This is a genomic window from Staphylococcus sp. 11511212 (assembly GCF_011394755.1).
GTDB classification, from domain to species: domain Bacteria; phylum Bacillota; class Bacilli; order Staphylococcales; family Staphylococcaceae; genus Staphylococcus; species Staphylococcus chromogenes.
In genome coordinates, this window is record NZ_JAANBQ010000003.1 from 412,140 (window position 1) to 437,185 (window position 25,046).

Below are 25,046 nucleotides of genomic sequence, written 5' to 3' on the forward strand. Positions count from 1 at the left end.
GTTGGAAAATGGGGATTTTTATTCTCTATAAAAACATTAAAGTAGGGCGTAAAACATTCAATTTCAAACCATTGATGCTATTTTCCGCTAATTAGAAACTCAATCTCTAAAATGCTCTATCTATATAAGTCCGTTTGGTTACGCTGATGTTCTGCATCACTTAAACGGCGACGAAGATTTGATTCCAATTGTTGCAAGTCTTTTTCAGCTTGCATTCGTTTTTGTCGACCTTCTGCTTGAATTTGTAAAGTTTCTTCAATCGTTTGAATAATATTATCTTGTGTTGTTTTTAGTGTTTCAATGTCGACAATGCCACGTTCATTTTCTTCTGCTGTCATTCTTGCATTTTGACGAAGCATTTCAGAATTTCGAATTAAAATTTCATTTGTGGTATCTGTCACCTGTTTTTGAGCGATAGCCGCTTTATTTTGTCGTTGCAATGTGAGGGCAATCGCCATTTGATTTTTCCATAGTGGAATACTCGTTAAAATCGAACTTTGGATTTTTTCGGCAAGCGCTTGATTGATATTTTGGATCATACGAATTTGTGGTGCAGATTGAAGTGTGATTTGACGAGATAACTGTAAATCATAAATTCGTTTTTCTAGACGATCCACAAATTGTTCCATGTCTGCAACATCTTGAACAGCCATTTGGTTGTCCTCTTGTTGAACCTTCGTGCGCATTTCAGGCAATACTTTAGTTTCTATTTCTTGTTTCTTTTGTTCTGCTGCTGCAATATAAAGGTTGAGGACATCGTAGTAATCTTTATTTTGTGTATAGAGTTGATCTAGCAATTTAATATCTTTAACAAGTAATGATTTATTTTTATCAAGTTCAACCGAGATTCTATCCACTTGTGCACTGACGGACTGCATCCGCGAAAAAAGCTGTTGCATAGAATTTTTAGAACGTTTAAATAATTTCTTTAACATGCCATCGTTTTTTTGAGATAGCTCTTCTGGATTCACTTCTTTTAACTTCTTCATTAAACTTTCTAACGTATCTCCAATAGGGCCAACGTCCTTAGATTGAATTTCGTTTAACATTTGATGAGAAAATTGCGAAAGATGTGATTGCGCATTGGCTCCGAAATGTAATAAGCTATCATGATCTAAGGGCTTAATTTGATTAGATAAACTTGTAATTTTCTCTTGATCTTGCTTTGAGAATTTAGGTTGACTAGATTGCGCAAGTCCCGTAGTTTCTTTTTGAGAATGATGCGGTGACAATGTATCATTTTCAAAACTGTTAAAGTATGAATCTAGGGGATGATTTTGCTCTGAGTTTGATAAATCATTTTCTCTCATTTTTCATGCTCCATTTCTTTCCGATTTTGATAAATCTTATTTAGCCTCATCTCTGTATCAAGTTGTTCATAGTCTTGTGCATTGACCTGTTTCAAATCAGCCACTAACGTACGTCTAACTTCTTCCAAAGTAATTCTTGTTTGTTGTAACATCTGACGCTCATCTTGAGATTTAACTGGCATCTTAGCTAAACGCGTGTAACTTTCAATTAAATTGAGCGCATTATCGATATGAGTATAATAAAAGCTTTCTACATTGAAGAATTGATTAGGGCGTTGACGTACAGTCATATTCACCGTTTTTGAAATACGATAAATATCATTCACTAATTTGAAATCATTGATTGAACGAACTTTTATAAACGTCTTAAATATGCGCTTTATTTTACTTTGTGCTGTGTTTACTTGATGATTAATATATCTGTAATCTTTTCTAGATAATTTTAACTCTTTCAAATAGCTTTTCGATGTTAATCTTTGAGTAGGGATATAACCTAATACAAATCCTGCCGAACCGATTAACATGTCATAAATAAAAGATATATCAAAAGTTAAAATACTTGTAAAAAAAGCAATAACTGCTACAGGAATCCCTACAAGTCCTCCGAAAAGTCTTGAAAATTGATATCTCATAGTCATCTTCCTTTTATATTCATTCAGTTTTAAATGTCGTTAAATGCTTGTTAATCTCACGCTCTTCAATAGTATAATCATTGACTTCTGATGCAGGAGACGCCCCGTGAGTCACCTCTTGAGTAAATGAAGATAAATCCTCAATTTCTCCTTGAGCATCTATTTCCACATGATCTTGAACATTTTTAACATAGCCTGTAATGTTGTATTTTTGTGCTAATTTTTGTGTAAAATAGCGAAAACCTACGCCTTGGACACGGCCATATACTTTTATGAATTGATGTTTCATATTAACCACCTCTTACTTCTAATTATACGGATTTCTTCGTTAAAAAACTAATAATTAGCCGGCGTTAAACGACTTCCTCATTTGAATAAAAACAAAACTTAATTGACTAACGATTAAAAATTTCATTACGGAAAAAGCGTCGAGTATTGCATAAGTAGCTATTGTTTTAATTCCTCAAGCGTTTCATTGGAAGTTGTGCTATTTTAGCGTGATAATAGGGCAATAGACAATCATTTACATTTAGCGTTATGATATTCATACATATTCACTTGCATTCTGGTAAAAAAAAGATTATTTTGAGAATTGCTATATTAGAATTATTGGAGGCTTTACATATGTGGACAGTAACAAAAATACGTACTGATTATGAGGGCTGGTGGTTATTTGAAGATTGGAAAAATCATATAATTGAAACTTATTGCTTTGACACATATGACTCATTTCTAAAAAATTATGAAAAACTTATCAAAGAGGCTAAAGCGAATTATGACAATTGTATAGTAGGGAAATATAACATGTATGCTTTTTATAATAATTGCGATATGAATTACTGTGAACATTGTGATGAAGATTTGCAAATATTTGATAGCTTTATCATTTTGAACAATGAAAAAATTTATTATAATTTACCTTTAATTGACTAAACTAAAAATTTTCATTTCGTTATTGCAAATCGTGTAGTGTTAACGTATAATAGTTTTTAAGCAATTGCATTATTCCATATTGCAAAGAATATTTTATCTGTTTACATTGTAAAAATAGTATTTTTTGTAATATGCGAATAGCGCATATTGAATTTTAGTCTTGGAGGTTTCACAGATTATGAAACAAGGTACAGTAAAATGGTTTAACGCTGAAAAAGGTTTTGGATTTATCGAAGTTGAAGGAGAAAACGACGTATTCGTACACTTCTCAGCTATCAACCAAGAAGGTTACAAATCATTAGAAGAAGGTCAATCAGTTGAATTTGAAGTAGTTGAAGGCGACCGCGGTCCACAAGCTGCAAACGTTGTAAAACTATAATAAATAGATGCAATATTGACTTATACAAAACAGTGAGGACTGCTTCACTGTTTTTTTATTTTTTTTAAATACTTTTCTTTTTAAAAGCATCTACAGTTTCTTTGAAGTCTATTTGAAATTATAACCTCTTTTAGAGTAGGGGAGCACACCTAAGCAATGTACGAATTTTATTTCAAAAAAGCATATAAGCCCGTTATAGTAAAATGTTGAGGGGCTTATATGCTTTTGGACAACGATGAAGTATTCAATTGTATTATTTAATGTCGTTAATAATTAGTTGGCGAAGGGATTGACGTTTAATCACTTCACGGGCTTTGCCGTTAGAAACAAAAAATACAGCTGGTTTTTGTATTTGATTATAATTTGATGCCATACTATAGTGGTATGCACCTGTTGATAAAACAGCTAAATAATCTCCACGTTTTACACTTTGCGGAAGCTGTGCTTCATGAATGAGAATATCTCCCGATTCACAGAGTTTTCCAGCTATTGTCACCGTTTCATTAGCTTCTTCATTTCTATTCACGAGTTTTACTTGATATTTTGCATCATAAAGTGCCGTTCTAATATGATCACTCATTCCACCATCAACAGATACATATTTGTTGACGTTTGGAATCTCTTTGATAGATCCTACTTCATATAAAGTAACTGCTGCTTCTGCCACTATCGAACGGCCAGGTTCAATACTAATTGTTGGAACAGGGTAAGATAATGAAGTACAAGTTGACTTTATATTCTCCACAATTTCAGGAATACCTTCTTCAATATTGAAAGCGCGATCTCCATCGACATAATGAACACTAAATCCGCCTCCAATATTTAACAGGTCAATGTTTAAATCAATTTCTTTTAGCCATGTCAAAACGATTTTCGCCGTTTCTTTCATGCCTGTGGTTTCTTCAATTTGCGATCCAATATGAAAGTGAATACCTTTAAGATTTAAATGTTCACTCTTCTGAATTTGTTGTACGGCTTTATCTGCTAATCCGTGTTTTATCAAAAGACCAAATTTACTTTTTTCTTGGCCTGTCTGGATAAATTCATGGGTATGTGCCTCAACTCCAGGGTTTACCCGAATGAGCACATCTACAGTTGAAGTAGCCAGTTCATCAATCAATTCTATTTCATCTAACGCATCAATTACAAAGTAGCCAATGCCACTTTCTAATGCGTACTGTATTTCTTCTTTAGTTTTGTTATTACCGTGAAAATGAATGCGTTCAGGTGCATATCCTGCTTCTAGAGCAGTATAAAGTTCACCTATAGAAACAACATCTAAATCAAAATTTTCTTCTTCAGCTAATTTAACCATTTGTATACATGTAAATGCTTTAGAGGCGTAGGATAATATATAATCGACACCCGTTGTACTAAATGCCGTATGGTAGCGCCGCATTTGATGTCTTATCTGTTCTTCATCATAAACAATGGTAGGTGTGCCAAAGCTTTGCGCTAGTGTTTTTAAATTGGTATTCCCGAGTGTTAACTCTCCATTTTGATTATATTGTATCGTCATGATTGATACTCCTTTATTAAAGAATCTATGTTTAATGCACTTAATTGTTCCGAATTAGCTCCAACGCCTTTAAATGTATAATCATCTATGCGTAGTTCTGGACTGTATATCACAACTTCATCATTTGCCATCACGTCATCGTCAACTTCAACAAACATATGACTCATCATAAGGGCGCGAATAGGGTAACGCTTACCATGAATAAGTACTTCATGTTGCGCTCTTGTACGTAAAATGCCATCACCATACCCTACGTCAACAACAGCCAGCTGTGTCTTTTTTGGCGCAGTATAAGCAAAGCTGTACCCACAATGATCTCCTTCATTCACTGTTCGTACTTGAATAACATTGGCTTTGACGGTTAACGCTTGTTGTATATGTTCACGAGGCATTTGAGAATAAGGACGAGAACCGTATAATGCAATACCTACGCGTGCATGCGTATGATGAGGGAAAAGTTGTTTTTCGCGCATATAACTTGCACTATTTTGCGCATGTATAAATTCAAATTGATAACCTTCTTGAGTGAGCACACTCACAATATTGAGCCATGCTTCTTTTTCTATTTCATAATCATTTACATCAAATTCATCTGCATAACCAAAATGAGTCCAAAGGCCTGTGATTTTCATTTTTTCATCTTGGTTTTTTTCGTGATCACGCAAAACATCTTGTATTTCTTCTAAGTTTTTCAATCCAGAACGATGTAATAAATTCTCAAATTCTAAGTGAACTTGAATATCATAAAGTTCATTTTTATATTGAAAGTAAAATTCCTTTGATGGTAATGTCATATGAATATTGTGCTTACGTAGTAAATCAAACTCTCGACTCACATTCATTAGAAAAATAGTGGCGTGGGGGGCAATTTCTCTAATACGAATCGCTTCTGAAAGTGACGTCGTACTGAAAGTATGAATACCTTCATCTAAAAATGTACGCACTGCAAAAGTTAAACCATAATTATAAGCATTATTTTTAACTACCGCCATTACAGTGTTATCCTGAACAACATTTCTCACATTTTGTCGAAAAACTTGTTCATTTAATTGCCAAACTGCTGTCATAGTCACACCTCATTATAATTAAATAAAAGTCGTTCGTAATAATTAGCAATACGAATTAAAATATGTTCATCAAAGTTAAGATGTGGCGTATGTAAACCACTCACATATTGTTTTAATTCGTTTTTAGTCCCTACAAACACAAAATAGCTAGGCGCAATTTGGCCGTAAAAACTAAAGTCTTCTCCAAATAAATAAGGCGTTTCGTTTTCAATGACGGTGTTCCCATTGTATTCAATGCTTTCAACCACATATTTTTTTAATGACGGATCATTCATCGTAGGGGGATAGCCTTCTGCAAAATCTACTTTGCATTTGACCCCAAACAAACTATGAACGCTATCTGCAATCTTTTGCATTTGCGTTTTTATAATACTTAAATCATCCATGCTATAAGTTCTGATTGTCCCTTCTAGGTAGCCATTTGATGGGACAGTATTGATGGCTTCTCCCGCATTAAAATGACCAATATGAACGATATTTCGCTGTAAACCATTTAAATGATACTGTTGAATTTGTGATAATTGCGTTATGACGTGATGTAAAGCTTCCCCAGCTGAACGTCCTTGTTCTTTATTGGCCACATGGCTCGATTGACCTTCTAAGTAAAAGCGATACTCTGTTGCGCTTGCCGTAATTTCGTCATTTCTTATAGCAATCGCTCCTTCTTCTACAAATGGCATGACATGGACGCCGTAAATAGCGTTGATTTGATAACGCGCAAGGGCATTGGCTTTTATAAGAAGGTTCGCACCTCCACCTGATTCTTCGGCAGGTTGAAAAATAAATACTACATTATGGGGGAGTTCGCCTTTATCGAAAAGGGCTTTGCAACGTTTGGCAAATAACATTAGTGCTGTTGTATGCCCGTCGTGCCCACACGCATGCATTTTATTATCGTATTTGCTTCGGTAATCCACCTCATTTTGCTCATGGATGGGTAGGGCATCAATGTCTGCACGAAAGGCCAAAGTTTCGTCACTTTCACCTTCTAAATATCCAATAATTCCAGTTTCTAATGGCCGTTCGTAAGGAATTTGAAGGGATGATAAAAAGCGTTCTAAATAAGCTGTTGTTTCATATTCTTCTAAACTTAGTTCCGGATATTGATGTAGATGTCGACGATGTTCTGTTACAAATTGAAGTTCATCCATTGAATTTCACCTCTTTGTTTATGTAAAAAGGGGAGAGGAATGCTCTGTCAAACACGGTCTTTAGACAGTAGCTTCTACTCATCCCCATCAATGTGCTTTATCTTATTCTATTTACCACTTTTCTTATCACTCACTTCATACATATCTGAAGTAAGTAGAACCTTGGAATGGTTTTCTTTGTTTCGCTTTAGTCATCTAATTTTCGCAATGCAGATACAATCTCACGTTTTGAGTCGGCAACTTCATGAGTTTGTTTAATCACTTTAGCAGGAGTTCCCGCTACAACGGCTCCAGCAGGTACGTCTTGTGTAACAATAGCACCGGCTGCTACAATAGCACCTTCACCTACACGAACACCTTCTAAAATCACCGCATTCGCACCAATTAATACGTTATCTTCTATCACTACAGGTTCAGCACTTGGTGGTTCAATAACTCCAGCTAACACTGCGCCCGCACCAACGTGCACATTTTTACCAGTAGTGGCACGACCCCCAAGTGTGGCATTCATATCTACCATAGTACCTTCGCCAACCACTGCACCAATATTGACAGTAGCGCCCATCATAATGACAGCACCATCGCCAATCACAGCATGTTCACGAATAAAAGCACCCGGTTCAATGCGTGCATTAGTATTTGTTAAATCTTTTAAGGGGATGGCTGAATTTCTGCGATCCATTTCGATTTCTAGATCTTCGATGAGCATATGATTTTGTTCATAAAATTTTTTCCAGTCATCCGCTTCACAAAAAATGACTTTAGAGTTTTCCGAACCAAAAACATTGAATTGATCTGGAAATGTGATTTCACTAAATTCACCGTTAATGTAGACTTTAATCGGCGTCGACTTTTTAGCATCACTAATATATTGAATGATTTCTTCAGCTGTGAAATTTTTTACCATATTTTGATTCTCTCCCTTTATAAGTTATCAAATGTATAATACCCATTTTCTTTATGAATTAATTGTGTTGCCGCTTCTAGCGCTCCATTTGCAAATATATCTTTCGATTGCGCCCGATGCGTTAATGTAATTGTTTCGTCAATTCCAGCAAATAATACATCGTGTTCGCCAACGATTGTGCCTCCACGAATGGCATGAACACCTATTTCATCAGCATCACGTTTTTCTTGCTTTTCATCACGGTGATAGACAGGATAGCTTTTTTCACGTAATGATTTAATGACATCATATAATTTCACAAGCGTTCCACTCGGGGCATCAACTTTCTTATTATGATGTGCTTCCGTCAGCTCAATATCATAATCTTTAAGAAGGGGGACAGCCACTTCTAAAAGTTTTGTAAGAACATGAACGCCATAACTCATATTTGCGCTAAAAAAGACAGGCATCCGTTCACTTAGTTGTTGTAATTTGTCAGTAATTTGTTCTTTTTCACCAGTAGTCGCAATCACTAGAGGTAATTGGAAATTATCTTCTAACACTGGTAACAATAAGTCTGGATGCGAGAAATCAATAGCGACATCCGCAGAGTCTACTTCACTAATTTTAGTGAAAGTAGGGTAGGGAAGGTCCTGATTTTGTTGGCGCGCAATCACACCAACGATTTCGTGTCCTTTTTCTTCTGCTAATCGTGCAACACGTTGGTTCATTGCACCATAACCTATGAGTAAAATTTTCAAGATTGAACACCTACTTTGAATTGTTGATAAGCTTCTTTTAATTGTTGCTGTTCTGACTCATTTAATGGAACTAGAGGTAAGCGCAATTCATATTTGCCAAATCCTTCAAGTGAGGCTAAATATTTAATAGGTATTGGATTAATATCGATAGCCAATGCCTCTAAAAGTTCTGAGATAGGACGGAAACGAGATTCACGTTGATTAGCATTTGTATAGATTTCTTGAAATGCTTTTGGAATGACGTTTGCTACGACGGAAATAACGCCGTGACCTCCTTGTGCATAATAATTAACAATGTTATCGTCATTGCCACTATAAAGTGCAAATGTATTCGTATCGATTTTACTTTGAATTTCAGACAAGTAGTCAAAATCGTTTGTTGCATCTTTAAGTGCGACAATATAAGGATTTTTACTCAAATGAACTAGCGTCTCGACTTCGATCGTTGAGTTTGTTCGAGAAGGGACATTATACAAAATTACTGGTAATTCTACCGCATTAGCAATCGATTCAAAATGCGCAATTAAGCCACGTTGACTTGTTTTCAAATAATAAGGGGTAATGAGCATTATTGCGTCAGCTCCGAGCGCTTTTGCGCGTAAAGATGCTTGTATTGACTTGTCAGTATTATTTGTGCCAGTGCCTACAATAATTGGCACACGTGATGCGTTAGTTTCTATCACTGTTTTCAAAATTTGATCTTTTTCATCATCAGTCAGTGTTGGATTTTCAGCCGTTGTGCCATTCACCACAATGGATTGTATGTCATTATCTATTAAAAAGTTTACTTGATTTTTAATCGCTTCATAATCCACTTTACCATTTGAAAAAGGGGTAATTAATGCCACGCCCGTTCCTTCAAAAATATGTGTCATAATATCCGACTCCCTTCAAAATTACGCTCTAAGTTTTAATACTTGTTCTAACACTTGTACAGCGTTTAGAGCTGCACCTTTTAATAGATTGTCTGACGTGCACCAAATATGAAATGTATTTTCTAAAGAGTCATCTTTACGTATACGCCCCACAAACACTTCATCTTTGCCAGTAGAGTGAATCGCTAATGGATACGCATTGCTTGATGGATCATCCACTAAAACCACGCGATCGTCTTTTTCAAACAAGTCGCGAATTTGGTCTACTGTCGTAGGTTGATCTAGCGTTACATTAATATGCACACTATGACTATCTTGAACAGGGACGCGAACGCAAGTTGCTGTCACTTTTAAATCAGGTGAGTTTAAAATTTTACGTGTTTCATCAATCATTTTTTGTTCTTCTTTAGTGTAGTCATTTTCTAAAAAAACATCGATGTGAGGTAACACATTATTATAAATTGGATGTGGGTATGCTTTAGGTTCAGCGCCATGTGCGCCATCTTCTAAATCTTTCTTTCCTTGCATTCCTGAACCTGATACCGCTTGATACGTTGTATAAGCGACCCGTTTTAAACCGAATGTATCTTGAAGGGGTTTTAATGGCACGACTGATTGTATTGTTGAACAATTAGGGTTGGCAATGATACCACGTTTAAACGTCGGCTCATTGACTTCAGGAACAATGAGGTCAATATCTTTAGTCATTCGCCATTGACTTGAGTTATCAATCACAAGCGCACCATGTTTTTCAAAAAGAGGGGCGAATTTTTCACTTGTACCACCACCAGCGCTCATTAACACGTAATCAAATTCGCCGTCAGTCGCTTCTTCTGTCAATTCTTGAACAGTGTAGGTTTTACCTTTAAAAGACACTTGTTGACCTGCTGAACGTTTTGAAGAAAATAAAATCAATTCATCAAAAGGGATTTCTTTACGTTCAATTGTTTCTAATATTTTTGTTCCAACTAATCCTGTTGCACCTACAACTGCTAATTTTGTCATATCATTCACTCCATTTAATTTAATGTTTAATTGATGAGAAACATGTCACTCATGCATGATTGATACTCTTGAATATACAAAAAAACAAGTTCGGTGTGCGAACTTGTTAGTCTTTATATACAAGTGATGCACTCCATTATCCGCAAATAATGACAGATTCTCAGCTCTTAACCATAGAATCCAACAAACAGTCCCTGCAAATTCTGTTTATTTCGGCATCTCACCCTTTCGACATATCTTGCTTGCAGACAAAAACGATATGGCTACTCATGATTAATGCGCCTCATCAATAATGATTTAATTGTTATGAGTCTCATTATACATAGCGCAACTCTTCATGTAAACAGAAAAGGGGGATTTTTTGAAATTTACTGAAAATTGAAAGGTAAAAAAATGTTATCCCATACGAAAGTACGAGATAACATTTTTCTCTTAACCATTAAATTCATAATGGGGTTATTTTGTTTTTAATAAGCCTTTTTCTTCTAAATAACGTTCATATGAAATTTCTTTTGACAGTCCGCCTTTTTCATCTAAATCTATCACTCGATTTGCAATCGTATTTATAAACTCAAAATCATGTGAAGTAAAGATGATGGAACCTTTGAAAGATTTTAATCCTTCATTGACTGAAGTAATACTTTCTAAATCTAAATGGTTCGTCGGCTCATCTAATAATAAGACATTTGCACTTGAAAGCATCATTTTACTTAACATACAACGTACTTTTTCTCCACCTGAAAGTACACTTGCTTTTTTCTTAACTTCTTCGCCACTAAATAACATACGGCCTAGGAAACCACGTAAAAATGTTTCCGTTTGCTCATCCTCAGGTGCATATTGACGTAACCATTCAACTAAGTCCATATTTACATTATCAAAGTATTCAGAGTTATCTTTAGGGAAGTAACTTTGTGATGTTGTTACACCCCATTTAACAGAACCTTCATCTGGTTCCATTTCACCGGCTAAAATTTTAAGAAGTGTTGTTTTAGCAATCTCACTTTGACCCATTAATACGGCTTTATCATTTGGATTCATTGTAAATGATATATTATCTAACACTTTTTCTCCATCAATTGTTTTTGAGACATTTTGAACAAATAATAAATCATTTCCAATTTCACGTTCAGGTGTGAATTTCACGAATGGATAGCGACGAGATGAAGGTTGAATATCATCAAGTTCTATTTTTTCTAATTGTTTTTTACGACTAGTTGCTTGTTTAGATTTTGAAGCATTTGCTGAAAATCGCGCAATGAAGTCTTGCAATTCTTTAATTTTTTCTTCTTTTTTCTTATTTTGTTCTTGAGCCATTTTTTGAGCCAACTGACTTGATTGATACCAAAAATCATAGTTACCGACATAAATTTTTATTTTGCCAAAATCTAAGTCTGCAATATGCGTACATACATTGTTTAAGAAATGTCGGTCATGCGAAACAACAATAACTGTATTCTCAAAATTAATTAAAAAGTCTTCCAACCAACTGATAGCTTGGATGTCAAGACCATTGGTAGGCTCATCCAGTAACAGAACATCCGGTTCACCAAATAAACTTTGGGCAAGGAGTACTTTTACTTTTTGATTATTTTCAAGTTCTGACATTTTTTTATCATGCAAGTCTGTTGAAATACCAAGACCTGATAAAAGGGTAGCTGCATCAGATTCTGCATTCCAACCATTCATTTCAGCAAATTCGCCTTCTAATTCAGCCGCACGTATACCATCTTCATCACTAAAATCAGGTTTCATGTAAATGGCATCCTTTTCTTGCATTACTTCAAATAAGCGCTCATGTCCTTTAATTACCACATCTAACACACGTTCATCTTCATAGGCAAAGTGGTCCTGTTTTAATACGGCTAAACGTTCGTCTTTTCCTAAAGAGACGTGGCCTGTTTGTGAATCAATCTCTCCAGAAAGAATTTTTAAAAAAGTAGATTTTCCTGCACCATTTGCACCAATTAGTCCATAACAGTTGCCAGGAGTGAATTTTATATTAACATCTTCGAATAATTTACGATCACCAAAACGTAAACTTACATCAGTAACTTGTAGCATGCATTTTCTCCTTTTTACATTAATAGTAACGGAAGCATTATACCATATAATTTATAGCGTTTCGATAGAAGGATTTGAATCGTACCATTGAACACTTAATGATTATAGGTTCTAGTCATGATATAATAGAACCATTAAACATTAGAGGAGTAAATTATGTCTTTTAAAGAAAATGAAATCGCTGGGACAATAGACTTTTTAGAAGTAAAATCCCAAGAAGGATCTACTTATATTTTAGAGGGACCAAATAAAGAAAAGGTAAAATTGAATCCGTCTGAAATCAATGACGACGATGAATTAGAAATAGGGGAATCCTACAGTTTCTTTATTTTCCCAAACCGTTCAGGCGAACTATTCGCCACGCAAAATATGCCAGATATCACTGTAGGCCGTTATGATTTTGTCAAAGTCATCAGTACTGATCGTGATGGGGCACGTGTCGACGTTGGCTTACCTCGTGAAGTACTTATCCCTTGGGAAGACTTACCGAAAATCAAGACTTTATGGCCACAAAAAGGGGATGAAGTCCTTTGTACATTACGTATTGACCGTGAACGTCAAATGTTTGCACGTTTAGCTTCTGAGACCACTGTACAAAACATGTTCACTCCTGTGCATAATGATGAATATCAAAATAAAACCATCAAGGCGAGACCTTATCGCTTACTCCGTGTCGGCACCTTTTTATTATCCGAAAAAGGACACAAAATTTTCGTGCATGAATCCGAACGTAAAGAAGAACCGAGACTTGGAGAATTAATAGAAGTACGTATCATTGGTCATAATGAAAAAGGAGAGCTTAATGGGTCATTTCTACCTTTAGCTCATGAACGTTTAGATGACGATGGCGAAAAGATTATTAGCCTTTTAGTAGAATACGATGGGGAACTTCCATTTTGGGATAAGTCTAGCCCTGAAGCCATCAAAGAAGTCTTTCATATGAGTAAAGGTGCTTTCAAACGTGCAATTGGTCACCTTTATAAAAAACGTCTCATTAATATAGAAACAGGTAAAATTGTGCTCACTAAAAAGGGGTGGGCGCACAGTGAAAATCATGCATAAATAAACAGAGAGGCCGGGACTATGTCCCAGGCCTCTCCGTTTGTATAAGTAAGTTTTTATAAAGCCACTACTGAAATTTTTGGCAACAAATTTTCAAAATCTTGAACGTCCACGTGACCTGTTTCATGTTGTAAAGCATTCGCCATACCTGCTGCCATCGCATATTGCGTTGCTTTTTGAATGTCGTTCGTTTGTATAAGCCCTAAACAAAAGCCCGCAATAGAACTGTCACCTGAACCTACGGCATTCACTGCATCAATACTTGGAATAATCACTTGATAAAATTGATTTTTATGTTTTAATAACGCTCCGTTTTTACCTAAAGTGACAAACACATTGGGTAAATGATCAAAAATAGGTTGCTTTAACGCATCTTTTAATGCATCTATAGACGCAAGATGAGACGCGCCCGTTAGTTCTGCTATTTCTTCTTCATTCGGTTTAATCAAGTCTGGTTTAACAGAAGCATCCATTTGTAAAACAGAGGCGAGGGTCTTCCCATTAACATCTAAAATGACAAATTTATCTTGTTTTTTCGCAATTTGAATTAACTCATGATAAATTTCTGTTTGTAAACCAGGGGGAATACTGCCAGAAATAGCAACGATGTCATAATCCTGAATAAGCGTTTCATAAAAATTAATAAATTGTGCCTGTATAGATGCATCTAAAGGAAGTCCACTTTCTAAAATTTCCGTTTGCGCCTCTTCCGTAATCATGGCTATACAAAATCTAGACTCTAATCCACTATCTAAAAACTGATGAGGAATATGTAATCGATCTAATTGTTGTTTAATAAATAAGCCTGATGTACCACCAACTATGCCACTTGCTGTAACGTCTAAGCCTAGCTGATGACCTACGCGTGTCACATTTAAACCTTTGCCTCCAGCAGTTTTTGAAACATTGGAGACACGATTAGTTGTATTGATTTTTAAATTAGGTAAATGATATGAAATGTCAATTGATGCATTTAAGGTAATAGTTAGCACTTTTTTCATTTTGATCATCCTTTATTGTACGTGTTCGTTTTTGTTTGATTGTGTTGTTTACATGTTAAATATATAATGATTATATGTTTAAGTCAAACACAAATAGCACCAATGCGCCTAGACACATTGAGTGCTTCTTTAATTATATCTTTTTAATTACTTTCAATAATTTGTGTTAATCGTTCAATTTCATCTACCATTTGGCCAATATATCGAATTGTATCTCTTAAGGGTTGATCGATAGACATATCGATACCAGCTTGTTTAATCAATTCAAGAGGGGACATATTGCCACCTGATTTTAAAACATTGAGCCAATCTTGAACAGCTACATCTCCTTCATTTTCAATACGTTGTGCCATCAACGTCCCAATGGTTAAACCTGCTGAATAGGTATAAGGGTATAATCCCATATAATAGTGAGGTTGGCGCATCCATGTTAACTCTGCACCTGAAGTTAATTCAACACCATCTCCCCAAAAAGTAGCAATGACTTGTTTTTTTAGTGCATTTAACTTTTCAGCAGTTAAGTGTTCACCGCGGTCTACACAATAATAAACTTCACGCTGATAGGCCGCCTCAAGTAAATGCGTCACCATATTATGATAATACGTACGTGAAATCATTGAACTTAACACCCAACGTTTAAAACGTGCGTTATTAGGACTAGTCTTTAACAAGTAATGCGCCATTAACATTTCATTCATCGTAGAAGGGGCTTCCACAAAATACATGGAGGCTTCAGATTGTAATATGTTTTGATGTTTTTGCGCTAAATGAAAATGACCGGCATGTCCCAATTCATGCGCAAGTACGAACACTTCGTTCATCTTACCCGTCCAAGAGATAAAAATATAACTATGTGTAAAATATGGGCTTGCACAATAAGCACCCGTTTCTTTTCCTTTGTTTTGTGGAAAATCAATCCAACGCTCACGATACGCTTTTTCTGTCATCGCTAAATAATCTTTACCTAATACACCTAAGGCGTTATAAATATATTCCTGAGACTCTTGGATAGAAATCTCTGGTTCATATTCAGGATCAATTGAAATTTTTAAATCTTCATATCTCAAAACATCTAAATGGTGAGCTTTCTTTAAGAGACGCGCGTAACGTCGCATAATAGGGGCGAGCTCCGTCATAATGATATCAATTTGTCTATGATACATTTCAGGAGTTACATCTTGTTCTTCTAATAAAAAGTCAATTACAGACGCATATCCTCTTAAGTTAGCCTCAAGTTTTTCATTTTGAACGTGTGCATTATAAGCAGCCGCTATAGTATGTTGATATTCTCTTAATTTACGGCTAAAATGCGCAAAACTTTGATGTCTTAATTCTTTATCTGTACTGTCCTCATAAATCCCTTCAAATGTTGTATAATCCATATTATAGACTTGTCCATTGGCTTCAAACTGGCCAAAATCAATATCCAACATTTTTGTCACTTCATAAATTTCTGAAGGTACATTCATCGCATGAGCCATATGAGCAAGTGTTTTTTCAGCTTCAGGATGTAATTGATAAGGTTGTTTTTTCAACAATCTTGTTAAATAATAAGGATATTTTGTCGTCTTAATCGCGTCTTTTATGATTTGTGGGTCAAGTTGCAATAGTTCTGATTCTATAAAAGTTAAACAACTGCTTATTTCACCATAATTTTGACTAAACAGGGCACTTAGACGTTGTTTTTCAGCATCTGTAGTATCAACGCTATATTGTAACTGTGCATAATTTCCTACACGATCAATCTCGATAAGTAAGTCACAATATTCATCCAAGACTGTTTCAATAGACTGTTTATCAGTTAAAGTATTTGTAAAGTGATTTTGAAAATTTTTTGCACGTGTAACAAGGCTTTTGATAGCATTTTCATAGGCTTCATCACTTTCAAAGATATCTGTTAAGTCCCAAGTTTCTAAAGGTTGTACGTCATCTCGGGAAACAAGTTTTTGTGTCATCAAAATTCCTCCTTTTATGGCTCGTTTAATCTATTATACATTATAATATAAGAAAACTATTGTTTACACATGCACACACGTACCTTGAAGTCATGTATAATGAAAAAATGATGGTAAGGAGGGTCAAACAATGTCCATTTTAGATATGCCAAATTACCTATGGATTTCCATAGCGTTTATGATTGTGCTTACAGTTTTTTGTACCTTGGTCTTAAATAAATGGTTTTTCACAGCAATCTTAAGTTTTATTATTCTAGGAAGTCTAGCTTTTGTTTTGCCTAATTTTTATGATATTACGTATGAGCCATTATTAGGATTTGCTGCATTCGTAGCTGTACTAAGTTTAATCATTAGTTTAATACTTTGGTATTTAACACGCTCTTGGCGCAAACAACGCCAAAAGAAAAAATATGAAAAAGAACTATCACGTGTCGAACAAAAATACAAACCATAACAAAATTCAAAAGCCTCGCTAGCATGTGTACATTGCATTGCTAACGGGGCTTTAATTAGGGAGAAGATTTCAAAGTAAGTCGCTATAGTTAACTTCCTATAATATATATTATGTAAACTAATTTGTTTTTTCGAAATTACACATACACTTTATATACTAATTTGCTTTTTACTAATGAACCAAAAATTATGCGTCATTTATGTGTACTAAACTCATATATATACCTATACATATACTACGGTTTTTATGGTGTTTTATTTACTTTTATTTGTAAGATGCCGCATCTCAGACGATTTTCCGATGAGTTTAGCGTATCTTTTTATTTTAATACTTGCTAAAGAAATAGTATAAGACTATTAGGTTTACATAACATAAATATGTTCAAATTTTTGATTTTTAAATTTCTATTGATTTAGAACTTCATTTTCATTACTGTACATTTTCTCTCTCTATTCCTGCTTAAATTACGTTTTTTGAAAAAAAAACGGTCAGTGACTTATTTCACTAACCGTTAAATAATCTCTAAAGCTATTTTTTTATTTTAGTGCGTATCTTGTTTAAAGTATTAAACAGAATATACTTCGGTTTATTAATCGGTTTATAGAAATCTCCAATTAACTCTTCAATTTGAACGTTAAATCCACGTTTAAAGCGATAAACACCATAATCCTCACTATTTTCAGTGAAGTCTCCGGATAAGCCATAAAAATTATAACGTTCATAACCGTGTTCAAAGCAATAATTAATCATATACCAGTGCATTGCATAAGGTCCCATAAAGTGATTGTACTTTTCACTGGAGCCTCCTGAAAAATAATTGATTTCGTAAGCGTTCGCAAAATACACACCTGAGGCAAGATTTAAAATTTGACCATCTGTTTTGCGAAGTTCACTTACTTTTAGCATTTCACTTTTATCATGATCGATTTGCTTGTCGAGTTCAGCAATTTTTTTCAATTGCTTATCTGACTTGTTTTCATTCGCCATCATTTGATCACGACGATTTTCTTTATCATTTAAGCTTTCTTGCAACGTCGTAATATACTCGTCCAAATCAATGTAAGCTAAAGGTACAAGCGCCTTGCTACCATAATTTTGAATGAAATTTCTAAAGTACTCATCCGTTTTAGACACAAATCCTGCACGCGCTTCAGTTTCACGATAAAGTTCTAAAAATTGATCAAATTCATTTTCTTGTAAAAATTTAACACGAATACCATAATTAATCGCTTTATTCACATTGCGCTTGCGTTGACTATCAAATTTCTTTTTAATCGTTGAGGGCGTCTGATCTTTTAAATTTAAAACTCCCATCCAGCGCACTTGACTTGAAGTGTCATAGCTTGTAGTGAAACCATGATGTTCATAACCATGTGATTTAAATAATTGAACCAATTTTTCATTAGATTCTTGTCCTGATAAAGGCTTAATGTCTTTATCATAAACTTGATACAACCAGTATGGATCCATTTTTACATAAAGACATTTATTTTTTTGCAAATAAGTTTCGAGCTCTTTCAAATAAAAATCAACGAGACCTAAATCAGAATAATCCATCACTGGACCTCGATTAGAATAATAAACATAGCTTCCCATTGTAGGGATTTTTGAAAATAGACTTGCTGCTAGAATTTGATTGTTTTCACCTTTAATACCGAGTAATACGACTTGAAACCCGTCTGCTTCACGTGTTCCAATATTTTCTTTAACTTGGAAATAATGGCTTTCTAAAGCAGGATTTTGAACAAATTGGTCATATTCTTCAACTGTTAGTTCTGTAAATTTCATACCAATGAATCCCCTTCTTTTACATTACTTTCTATCTTTTATTTTCTTGAGTTGTGTATAAATGCGATACATAGGTTGATTTATTGGTTTAATAAAATCTCCTACGTATTCAATGACGTCCGCATTAAAACCTTTTTTGAATTTTACTACGCCAGCATCTTCAGCGTTTTCCGAGAAATCTCCGCTGACACCATAAAAATTATAACGTGGGATGCCATGGTCAATCGCATAATTAATCATTTCCCATTGTATTGCATAGCTACCTGCAAAATGGCGAAACTCATTTGACGTTCCACCAGCATAATAAACAACTTCGAATGGGTTGATGATGAAATAAGCTGCTGAAATCGGTAATTCATTCCCATGTTCAGCTTGTAAACGCTTTGCTTCCTCGATTTTAGACAAGTGTGTCTCAAGTTGTTGCTCAAGATTTTGTTTTTTATTCACTGCTTTTTTGTTTTCAGGACGTTTTTCTATATCTTTTTCTGCTTTTCCAATTTCTTTTCTTAATACGGCTTCTTCTTGGTTCAGTTCTTCAATATATTCATTGAAGTCAATATAAGCTAATGGAACAAGCACACGTTCTTTATAGTGTTTGTAACGATCATAATAAAAATCGTCTTCACGGTCTAAAAAGTCTTTTGCTTCAGAAGTATCTTCCATAAAAGATCTAAAAATATGTAGCTCATCTTCTTTTAAAAATCGGACTTTTACACCATTTTTTTGAACTTTTTTAGTATTTCTTTTACGTAAACTGTCCATATTATTGAGCACATCTTTTGCCGTTTTACCTTCTAAATCTAATACCGAATGAAAACGAATTTGTTTTATAGGGTCGAAACCAACTGAAAAACCGTCGTGTTCGTAACCTAATTCCGCCATTTTATCAAATATCCAATCATTGTTAAAACGCTCAATCACTTCTCCATCATGGTTACGTTTTAACATCGGTAAATAAGGGTCAACACGCAAATATAATGCATTGTATTTTTTTACATATGATGCGAGTTCATTGTAGAAAAAGTGGACTAATTCTTTATTTTCATAATCTATAATTGGTCCGCGGTTACTATAGAAATATTTAAAAAATTTCATAACAGGTGTAGCAGTTAATAAACATGCGGCGAGGATATTGTTTTGATTATCCTTAATCCCCACGAGGTGTGTCTCTACACCTTCTGCTACTTTAAGTTCGTAATTCCCTACCATTTGAGTAAAATGGCTATACGGCATCGAATCGGCAAATGCGCCAAATTCTGCCGTCGTCAAGTTTGTAAATTTCATTTTTTAACTCCTATTTCTCTGAAATCTTTTTTTATTGTTATTTATAAAGGAGAGGATTGCTTTTATTCATTTCTGCTATCTTGGTGTTAAAAAACTGTACATGTTGCTCTATGCTCGTCAGATAGTCCTAACCTAATAAATAGCTTTTCACCTAAATATAAAGATGTCTATTATTTTTAGACATGATTATTTTTATGCTTTTTATCTCATTTTATTTTAACGTATTCCGCGATAATAAGCCAATATCGGAGTAGACTTCACCCTCATTTTTTATTATTGTACTTTAAACATTTTGTATGTCTATATGAAATCACTTACTATTTTTGATGAAATTTGAGATATTGTTTTTGTATTAATCTCACTTTTCATGCATGGTTTTTTAGGAATTGTTCACTTATAATTCGTTATTTATCTGTTTTTTTAACGCTTGTCTGATTATTTCTACATCTTCTATTGCAATTAAACGCTTTAAAATGTTAAAATATCTGAATATTATTACAATAGGTGGTGCATTATGACGAATATATTTTTTGTAGGTTTAGGACTCATCGGAGGAAGTTTAGCAAGCAACTTTAAATATTTTTATGAAGATATCCATATCACTGCTTATGATGCCAATCACCATCAATTACAACGTGCGATTTCTATGGGAATTGTTGATACGATTACTACTGATTATGCATATGGGCTTTCTCAAGCAGATATCATTATTTTCGCCACACCTGTTCATACAACGACGTCATATCTTGCATCGATGTCTCAATATAACACACGTCCTGGCTTAATTGTCACAGATACAGGAAGTACTAAATCTACTATTCAAGCTTTTGAAAGTGAATTGCTTCAACAAGATATTCATCTCATAGGCGGACATCCCATGGCTGGGAGCCATAAAAGTGGCGTACTTAATGCCAAAAAACATCTTTTTGAAAATGCATATTATGTTCTTGTTCATGATATGCCTGAAAATGATGTCGCGCATGAACGAATTAAGAATCTTTTACAACATACACGTGCGCATATTATTTCGATGACGGCTGATGAACACGATCACGTTACCGGTATTGTTAGTCATGTCCCCCACTTTGTGGCCTCTAGCCTCGTCAATTTAAATGCTTACTATGCACCGGAATCAGAGTGGATTAAACAACTTGCCGCTGGTGGTTTTAGAGATATTACACGCATTGCAAGCAGTAACCCAGAAATGTGGAGAGATATCTCTATTGAAAATAGAACACATATTTTATCTGTAATGAAGCATCTTCAGTCTGATTTTAGTAAAATTATCGACCTTCTTGAGCGTCAAGATTCTGACGGGCTCTATGATTTTTTCAATAATGCTAAGCAATATCGTGATGCCCTCCCTATTCGCAGCCAAGGTGCAATGAACAGTTCATTCGATTTATATGTTGATATTCCGGATAAACCTGGTACAATTTCGCAAGTTTTAGATATTTTAAGCCACGAACGTATTTCTATTAGTAATGTGAGAATTTTAGAAGTTCGTGAAGATATTTATGGCGCCTTGCGTGTCAGTTTTAAAACTGCCTCAGATCGTGATGCTGGACGACTTGCCCTTTCGCATCAATTCGATACGTATATTAACTAACATAAAAAGAAGTAGCGCTCCTCCCTTAGCTACTTCTTTTTATATTTCATATCCTCCCATAATAGTTTACATAATATAATTATAGTTTTTAAATTTTTATAATGAAGGGCTCTTAAGCTATTTGCTTTTTAGCTACATTTTGTGACCTGCCATTAACCCTAACCGTGTGTGTTTCGTCCCCGCTTCAGTAAAAGAGATTGCCTTCGAAACGCTCCCTTTGCCATATTTTTGATGTAAGGCATCAATAGTTTTGGCTAACGCTTCTTCTCTTCTACGTTGGTACTCATCGATAAATAAGTTAAGCTGTCGATCATTGTCCGATACAAAATGCGTCAAAGAAACACTCAATGTACGATATATTTGGGAGGTGTCACAGTGGTCGTCAGCTAAACGCAACACAGTTTGAAGAATGTCTCGGTCTAAATTTGTCGCATCTTGTAATGTATACTGTTTGGAGACGCCTCCGCCTTCTTTATATCCAAAAGAGAAATGAATCGTTTTTGCAAATTGCTTACGCGCACGCAAACGACTGGCCACATCTTCAATTAACTCACGCATAACGACTTTCGTTTCTTCGTAAGTATAATCCCTCATTAAAATCTGACTTTTACAAATAGAAGGATTGATAACACGATAACTATCACTAATGTGACTTTGATCAATGCCATTTGCATGCAGATGTAAATCCACGCCTATAATCCCAAAATCTCTTTTTAAATATTGATATGGATATTGTGCCAGTTGCCCAATATTAAAAATCCCCCGTTGATTAAGTTTCTTTTCTGTTCGTGTGCTAATCCCCCAAAAATCACGCAAGGGTTCTATTTTCCAGAGTTTTGTTGGGACATCTTCATAACGCCATTCAGCGATATGGTTCTCATTGTGTTTAGCCTCATTATCAAGTGCCACTTTACTCAGCAGCATATTAGGGCCAATCCCTATCGCGCAATGAATGTGCGTCTCATCTAAAATCTCTTTGATGAGTCTTTCGCAAAATGATAAAAGTGTCGTATTAAAGCGATAATAACTTTTCGTCACATCCATAAAAAACTCATCGATACTATATTGATGTAAATCCTCTGCTGGCACATAACGTAAAGCAATTTGAGAAATTTTTAGAGAGACCTCAAGATACTTTCTCATACTCGGATTAATAATATAAATGTCATTACGATGAGGAATTTCAAATAATCGCGAACCTGTTTTAATTCCTAATGCTTTGAGTGTCGGCGTCGCCGCAAGTACAACGGATCCTTGACGTTTTGTATCAGCCACCACAGCCAGTTTTGTCGTAAGTGGATCTAGTCCTTTTTCAATACAGGAAACACTTGCAAAAAAGCTCTTTTGGTCTATACATAAAATATCTCTATTTTCTAATAAATGATAATCATACATCTTACCGCCCCCAATTTTTATCATTTGAGATATTTCTATTATATACGAACATATGTTCTATTTTCAAGGAAAAGAGAAAATCCGTTCGCTTATAATCATAAAAAAGCACAACACCTTTTTAATAAGATGTTGTGTCTGTTATAACTATAATATTTAAGCTTTGTTATAAGGAATCAACTCTTCTACTTCTTCATCTATACCTAAATCAATATAGACATGCGCTTGTAAATAAACCCGACTCTCTTTACATTGGAAATTCAAGTCTTCTGGTTTGAACTCAAATGTGACTTGTTGTGGGTTCGCTTTATCTACTGTGAAACGCTCTTCTAACACAAAGCGATCTAATTCATTTTCAAGTTGCGAAAACTCGCTTGTTTCATCCTTATTTTCATACTTTTCAATGAGTTTGACTTCTGTATGTGTGACAGTTTGTATACTGTCTCCCGCTTTAAAGTAAATACATCCTGTAATCGCATCTGAAACCTCATACGTTTTTTGGTCCAAACGAATATAGACATGCATCCCATTAATTCCTAATGATGTTAAAATATTTTCAAAACCCATAAAGTACCTCCTGAAACACTTTCTTTATCATATCTTTTATAGAATTCACTTTGCAACTCATATGTAAAATTTAAAAAATGATTAAGAAGATACGCACATTCTGTTAAGATAATACTATACTGAGATAAAGGAGGCGACACACATGCCTATCGTAACTGTTCAACTACTTGAAGGTCGTACTGATGAACAATTAAAAGCACTTGTTGCTGAAGTCACTGATGCTGTTGAAAAAACTACTCATGCCCAACGCGATGCCATTTCTGTGATTGTCGAAGAAATGAAACCTCAACACTACGGTGTGGGAGGAACACGTAAATCAGACGTATAACATTGAAAACGGGGTAGGAAAAATCCTACCCCGTTTTGTTTATTCTTCATTTAAGAACTGCTGTATTTTCTTCTTATTAGCTTCTTTATCAATACCTAAAGCACTTCCACCGTCACTCGTCGTAACGTTTTCATAAGTCCCTTTCGCTGGGACACTTAACGTTTTAATATTTTTATCACCACGTACGATAAAGCTCATTCCTGTTTGATAAATGGCAGAGTCTGGCATGTCCGTAGCTACATACCCACGCATAATCCCTGCAAGTTTCGGTAGTTTAAATACGGATGACGGTTGCACCAATTCTTGTTTAAGTGCATTCATCACTTGTTGTTGACGTCTTACGCGACCAAAATCGCCCTCTTCATCATGTCGAAAACGCGCATAGCCTAACAATTCTTTACCATTTAAACGATGCTCACCTTTTTTCAATGAGACCCCAATTTTAGCAGACATATCTTTTTCTACGTTAATAGGGACACCTTGAGGGCTTAATTCATCAATCATGGCTTCAAACCCTTTAAAATCTAAAGTGGCATAATATTCCGGTTCGATGCCTAAATTCTCTTTGAGCGTTTGACGTAATAATTCAGGTCCACCTAGGGAATAGGCTGTATTGATTTTATAACGATTGTATCCTGGAATATCGGCGTAGATATCACGCATGACAGAAACAATTTTCATATCTTTATGTAGGAAATCATATTGCGCAATCATAATGGAATCTGTTCGGGAGACACCACCATCTTCTCGGTCAGATCCTAAAATTAATACCGTGGCTTTGCCATCGTTTTTAGAGACACCATTAAATTTATGTAACTTTGGTGCTTGTTTATGTTCTTTGGCTACATCTAAGCCAGCACGATAACTCGAAATAGTAAAAGCAATAGCGATAATCAAAAGCAATATTAGCGCTAAAATAACAAAAGGTAGTTTGCGAATGCGTCTCTTTTTACGTCGTCTGACTTGCTGTTTTGGATTTCTGTGTTCATAATTATTTTCACTCATCTTATCAACCTTATACCTT

The 25,046-nt window shown here is 35.0% G+C and carries 24 protein-coding genes and 1 riboswitch; of the genes, 6 read left to right on the top strand and 18 right to left on the bottom strand.

Features of this window, described 5'->3' with window-relative positions:
- Nucleotides 1-116 precede the first annotated feature (116 nt).
- Genes G8Y84_RS03475 through G8Y84_RS03485 form a run of 3 tightly spaced genes read right to left on the bottom strand, consistent with a single transcriptional unit; the run spans nucleotide 117 to nucleotide 2,231 of the window.
- Nucleotides 117-1,310, bottom strand: coding sequence for a toxic anion resistance protein (locus G8Y84_RS03475; RefSeq protein ID WP_037573619.1), 1,194 nt, complete (start codon nucleotides 1,308-1,310; stop codon nucleotides 117-119).
- Nucleotides 1,307-1,942, bottom strand: a complete 636-nt coding sequence (locus G8Y84_RS03480) for a 5-bromo-4-chloroindolyl phosphate hydrolysis family protein (RefSeq protein WP_037573617.1) — start codon at nucleotides 1,940-1,942, stop codon at nucleotides 1,307-1,309. Before G8Y84_RS03480 ends, G8Y84_RS03475 begins: the two co-directional genes overlap by 4 nt.
- A gap of 19 nt (nucleotides 1,943-1,961) precedes the next feature.
- Nucleotides 1,962-2,231: an acylphosphatase gene (locus G8Y84_RS03485; RefSeq protein WP_037573614.1), complete on the bottom strand. Its 270-nt coding sequence runs from the start codon at nucleotides 2,229-2,231 to the stop codon at nucleotides 1,962-1,964.
- Between the two features lie 335 nt (nucleotides 2,232-2,566).
- On the opposite strand from G8Y84_RS03485, the gene msaA reads away from it, so the two are divergent.
- Entirely contained in the window at nucleotides 2,567-2,875 is a 309-nt protein-coding gene (msaA, locus tag G8Y84_RS03490) for a regulatory protein MsaA (protein WP_037573611.1), read from the top strand.
- Nucleotides 2,876-3,053: 178 nt separating this feature from the next.
- Nucleotides 3,054-3,254, top strand: coding sequence for a cold shock protein CspA (gene cspA / locus G8Y84_RS03495; RefSeq protein ID WP_001831260.1), 201 nt, complete (start codon nucleotides 3,054-3,056; stop codon nucleotides 3,252-3,254).
- Between the two features lie 253 nt (nucleotides 3,255-3,507).
- Here the strand turns inward: cspA and lysA are convergent, their stop codons facing one another.
- From lysA to G8Y84_RS03535, 8 genes are all read right to left on the bottom strand, one after another.
- The gene (gene lysA, locus G8Y84_RS03500; protein ID WP_165806117.1) at nucleotides 3,508-4,773 is read right to left on the bottom strand and encodes a diaminopimelate decarboxylase; all 1,266 of its coding nucleotides are present in this window, start codon (nucleotides 4,771-4,773) and stop codon (nucleotides 3,508-3,510) included.
- The gene (gene alr / locus G8Y84_RS03505) at nucleotides 4,770-5,840 is read right to left on the bottom strand and encodes an alanine racemase (protein ID WP_165806118.1); all 1,071 of its coding nucleotides are present in this window, start codon (nucleotides 5,838-5,840) and stop codon (nucleotides 4,770-4,772) included. The genes lysA and alr overlap by 4 nt, the downstream gene beginning before the upstream one ends.
- A gap of 2 nt (nucleotides 5,841-5,842) precedes the next feature.
- On the bottom strand, nucleotides 5,843-6,991 hold the full coding sequence (locus tag G8Y84_RS03510; protein WP_165806119.1) for a M20 metallopeptidase family protein: 1,149 nt from the start codon (nucleotides 6,989-6,991) through the stop codon (nucleotides 5,843-5,845).
- A gap of 187 nt (nucleotides 6,992-7,178) precedes the next feature.
- The gene (gene dapD / locus G8Y84_RS03515) at nucleotides 7,179-7,898 is read right to left on the bottom strand and encodes a 2,3,4,5-tetrahydropyridine-2,6-dicarboxylate N-acetyltransferase (RefSeq protein WP_119505179.1); all 720 of its coding nucleotides are present in this window, start codon (nucleotides 7,896-7,898) and stop codon (nucleotides 7,179-7,181) included.
- A 17-nt stretch (nucleotides 7,899-7,915) separates the two neighbouring features.
- A complete protein-coding gene (gene dapB / locus G8Y84_RS03520; RefSeq protein ID WP_107364051.1) occupies nucleotides 7,916-8,638 on the bottom strand; it encodes a 4-hydroxy-tetrahydrodipicolinate reductase in 723 nt (240 codons plus the stop codon).
- The gene (dapA, locus tag G8Y84_RS03525; protein ID WP_165806120.1) at nucleotides 8,635-9,513 is read right to left on the bottom strand and encodes a 4-hydroxy-tetrahydrodipicolinate synthase; all 879 of its coding nucleotides are present in this window, start codon (nucleotides 9,511-9,513) and stop codon (nucleotides 8,635-8,637) included. Before dapA ends, dapB begins: the two co-directional genes overlap by 4 nt.
- Before the next feature lie 21 nt (nucleotides 9,514-9,534).
- Nucleotides 9,535-10,518, bottom strand: a complete 984-nt coding sequence (locus G8Y84_RS03530) for an aspartate-semialdehyde dehydrogenase (protein WP_037573594.1) — start codon at nucleotides 10,516-10,518, stop codon at nucleotides 9,535-9,537.
- A gap of 118 nt (nucleotides 10,519-10,636) precedes the next feature.
- A riboswitch (Lysine riboswitch) is annotated at nucleotides 10,637-10,813 on the bottom strand.
- A 161-nt stretch (nucleotides 10,814-10,974) separates the two neighbouring features.
- Nucleotides 10,975-12,582 (bottom strand): ABC-F family ATP-binding cassette domain-containing protein, encoded by a 1,608-nt coding sequence (locus G8Y84_RS03535; RefSeq protein ID WP_037573587.1) that lies wholly within the window; start codon nucleotides 12,580-12,582, stop codon nucleotides 10,975-10,977.
- Between the two features lie 156 nt (nucleotides 12,583-12,738).
- Between G8Y84_RS03535 and G8Y84_RS03540 the strand changes: the two genes are divergently transcribed.
- The gene (locus tag G8Y84_RS03540) at nucleotides 12,739-13,644 is read left to right on the top strand and encodes a CvfB family protein (RefSeq protein ID WP_103158864.1); all 906 of its coding nucleotides are present in this window, start codon (nucleotides 12,739-12,741) and stop codon (nucleotides 13,642-13,644) included.
- Nucleotides 13,645-13,700: 56 nt separating this feature from the next.
- On the opposite strand, the gene G8Y84_RS03545 is transcribed toward G8Y84_RS03540, so the two are convergent.
- Nucleotides 13,701-14,645 (bottom strand): 1-phosphofructokinase family hexose kinase, encoded by a 945-nt coding sequence (locus G8Y84_RS03545; protein WP_157946076.1) that lies wholly within the window; start codon nucleotides 14,643-14,645, stop codon nucleotides 13,701-13,703.
- A gap of 143 nt (nucleotides 14,646-14,788) precedes the next feature.
- Nucleotides 14,789-16,600 (bottom strand): oligoendopeptidase F, encoded by a 1,812-nt coding sequence (gene pepF, locus G8Y84_RS03550; RefSeq protein WP_165806121.1) that lies wholly within the window; start codon nucleotides 16,598-16,600, stop codon nucleotides 14,789-14,791.
- A 130-nt stretch (nucleotides 16,601-16,730) separates the two neighbouring features.
- Here pepF and G8Y84_RS03555 point away from each other — a divergent pair, with 130 nt between their 5' ends.
- Nucleotides 16,731-17,054 carry a hypothetical protein gene (locus G8Y84_RS03555; protein ID WP_105962807.1) on the top strand — a complete coding sequence of 108 codons (324 nt, stop codon included), beginning with the start codon at nucleotides 16,731-16,733 and terminating at the stop codon, nucleotides 17,052-17,054.
- A 528-nt stretch (nucleotides 17,055-17,582) separates the two neighbouring features.
- On the opposite strand, the gene G8Y84_RS03560 is transcribed toward G8Y84_RS03555, so the two are convergent.
- A complete protein-coding gene (locus G8Y84_RS03560; protein ID WP_103158868.1) occupies nucleotides 17,583-18,842 on the bottom strand; it encodes an aminoacyltransferase in 1,260 nt (419 codons plus the stop codon).
- A 24-nt stretch (nucleotides 18,843-18,866) separates the two neighbouring features.
- Entirely contained in the window at nucleotides 18,867-20,126 is a 1,260-nt protein-coding gene (locus G8Y84_RS03565; protein WP_037573569.1) for an aminoacyltransferase, read from the bottom strand.
- A gap of 514 nt (nucleotides 20,127-20,640) precedes the next feature.
- Here G8Y84_RS03565 and G8Y84_RS03570 point away from each other — a divergent pair.
- Nucleotides 20,641-21,735, top strand: coding sequence for a prephenate dehydrogenase (locus tag G8Y84_RS03570; RefSeq protein ID WP_105962806.1), 1,095 nt, complete (start codon nucleotides 20,641-20,643; stop codon nucleotides 21,733-21,735).
- A gap of 132 nt (nucleotides 21,736-21,867) precedes the next feature.
- Here the strand turns inward: G8Y84_RS03570 and G8Y84_RS03575 are convergent, their stop codons facing one another.
- Both G8Y84_RS03575 and G8Y84_RS03580 read right to left on the bottom strand, forming a co-directional pair.
- Nucleotides 21,868-23,130, bottom strand: a complete 1,263-nt coding sequence (locus G8Y84_RS03575; protein WP_037573565.1) for a Y-family DNA polymerase — start codon at nucleotides 23,128-23,130, stop codon at nucleotides 21,868-21,870.
- Nucleotides 23,131-23,283: 153 nt separating this feature from the next.
- On the bottom strand, nucleotides 23,284-23,694 hold the full coding sequence (locus tag G8Y84_RS03580; RefSeq protein WP_037573563.1) for a sporulation protein: 411 nt from the start codon (nucleotides 23,692-23,694) through the stop codon (nucleotides 23,284-23,286).
- Between the two features lie 142 nt (nucleotides 23,695-23,836).
- On the opposite strand from G8Y84_RS03580, the gene G8Y84_RS03585 reads away from it, so the two are divergent.
- Nucleotides 23,837-24,022, top strand: coding sequence for a 2-hydroxymuconate tautomerase (locus tag G8Y84_RS03585; RefSeq protein WP_103158872.1), 186 nt, complete (start codon nucleotides 23,837-23,839; stop codon nucleotides 24,020-24,022).
- Nucleotides 24,023-24,061: 39 nt separating this feature from the next.
- Here G8Y84_RS03585 and G8Y84_RS03590 read toward each other — a convergent pair whose 3' ends face one another.
- Nucleotides 24,062-25,027, bottom strand: coding sequence for an LCP family protein (locus G8Y84_RS03590; protein ID WP_105962805.1), 966 nt, complete (start codon nucleotides 25,025-25,027; stop codon nucleotides 24,062-24,064).
- Between the last annotated feature and the right edge of the window lie 19 nt (nucleotides 25,028-25,046).

What these genes read in the sequence shown, in the direction of transcription:
- G8Y84_RS03565 (WP_037573569.1), bottom strand. Translation starts at nt 20,126, where the DNA reads ATGAAATTTACAAACTTGACGACGGCAGAATTTGGCGCATTTGCCGAT.
- G8Y84_RS03545 (WP_157946076.1), bottom strand. Translation starts at nt 14,645, where the DNA reads ATGAAAAAAGTGCTAACTATTACCTTAAATGCATCAATTGACATTTCA.
- dapA (WP_165806120.1), bottom strand. Translation starts at nt 9,513, where the DNA reads ATGACACATATTTTTGAAGGAACGGGCGTGGCATTAATTACCCCTTTT.
- msaA (WP_037573611.1), top strand. Translation starts at nt 2,567, where the DNA reads ATGTGGACAGTAACAAAAATACGTACTGATTATGAGGGCTGGTGGTTA.
- G8Y84_RS03475 (WP_037573619.1), bottom strand. Translation starts at nt 1,310, where the DNA reads ATGAGAGAAAATGATTTATCAAACTCAGAGCAAAATCATCCCCTAGAT.
- G8Y84_RS03530 (WP_037573594.1), bottom strand. Translation starts at nt 10,518, where the DNA reads ATGACAAAATTAGCAGTTGTAGGTGCAACAGGATTAGTTGGAACAAAA.
- G8Y84_RS03510 (WP_165806119.1), bottom strand. Translation starts at nt 6,991, where the DNA reads ATGGATGAACTTCAATTTGTAACAGAACATCGTCGACATCTACATCAA.
- G8Y84_RS03590 (WP_105962805.1), bottom strand. Translation starts at nt 25,027, where the DNA reads ATGAGTGAAAATAATTATGAACACAGAAATCCAAAACAGCAAGTCAGA.
- lysA (WP_165806117.1), bottom strand. Translation starts at nt 4,773, where the DNA reads ATGACGATACAATATAATCAAAATGGAGAGTTAACACTCGGGAATACC.
- pepF (WP_165806121.1), bottom strand. Translation starts at nt 16,600, where the DNA reads ATGACACAAAAACTTGTTTCCCGAGATGACGTACAACCTTTAGAAACT.
- G8Y84_RS03575 (WP_037573565.1), bottom strand. Translation starts at nt 23,130, where the DNA reads ATGTATGATTATCATTTATTAGAAAATAGAGATATTTTATGTATAGAC.
- G8Y84_RS03585 (WP_103158872.1), top strand. Translation starts at nt 23,837, where the DNA reads ATGCCTATCGTAACTGTTCAACTACTTGAAGGTCGTACTGATGAACAA.
- dapD (WP_119505179.1), bottom strand. Translation starts at nt 7,898, where the DNA reads ATGGTAAAAAATTTCACAGCTGAAGAAATCATTCAATATATTAGTGAT.
- G8Y84_RS03535 (WP_037573587.1), bottom strand. Translation starts at nt 12,582, where the DNA reads ATGCTACAAGTTACTGATGTAAGTTTACGTTTTGGTGATCGTAAATTA.
- G8Y84_RS03540 (WP_103158864.1), top strand. Translation starts at nt 12,739, where the DNA reads ATGTCTTTTAAAGAAAATGAAATCGCTGGGACAATAGACTTTTTAGAA.
- G8Y84_RS03480 (WP_037573617.1), bottom strand. Translation starts at nt 1,942, where the DNA reads ATGAGATATCAATTTTCAAGACTTTTCGGAGGACTTGTAGGGATTCCT.
- G8Y84_RS03580 (WP_037573563.1), bottom strand. Translation starts at nt 23,694, where the DNA reads ATGGGTTTTGAAAATATTTTAACATCATTAGGAATTAATGGGATGCAT.
- cspA (WP_001831260.1), top strand. Translation starts at nt 3,054, where the DNA reads ATGAAACAAGGTACAGTAAAATGGTTTAACGCTGAAAAAGGTTTTGGA.
- G8Y84_RS03485 (WP_037573614.1), bottom strand. Translation starts at nt 2,231, where the DNA reads ATGAAACATCAATTCATAAAAGTATATGGCCGTGTCCAAGGCGTAGGT.
- G8Y84_RS03555 (WP_105962807.1), top strand. Translation starts at nt 16,731, where the DNA reads ATGTCCATTTTAGATATGCCAAATTACCTATGGATTTCCATAGCGTTT.
- G8Y84_RS03570 (WP_105962806.1), top strand. Translation starts at nt 20,641, where the DNA reads ATGACGAATATATTTTTTGTAGGTTTAGGACTCATCGGAGGAAGTTTA.
- G8Y84_RS03560 (WP_103158868.1), bottom strand. Translation starts at nt 18,842, where the DNA reads ATGAAATTTACAGAACTAACAGTTGAAGAATATGACCAATTTGTTCAA.
- alr (WP_165806118.1), bottom strand. Translation starts at nt 5,840, where the DNA reads ATGACAGCAGTTTGGCAATTAAATGAACAAGTTTTTCGACAAAATGTG.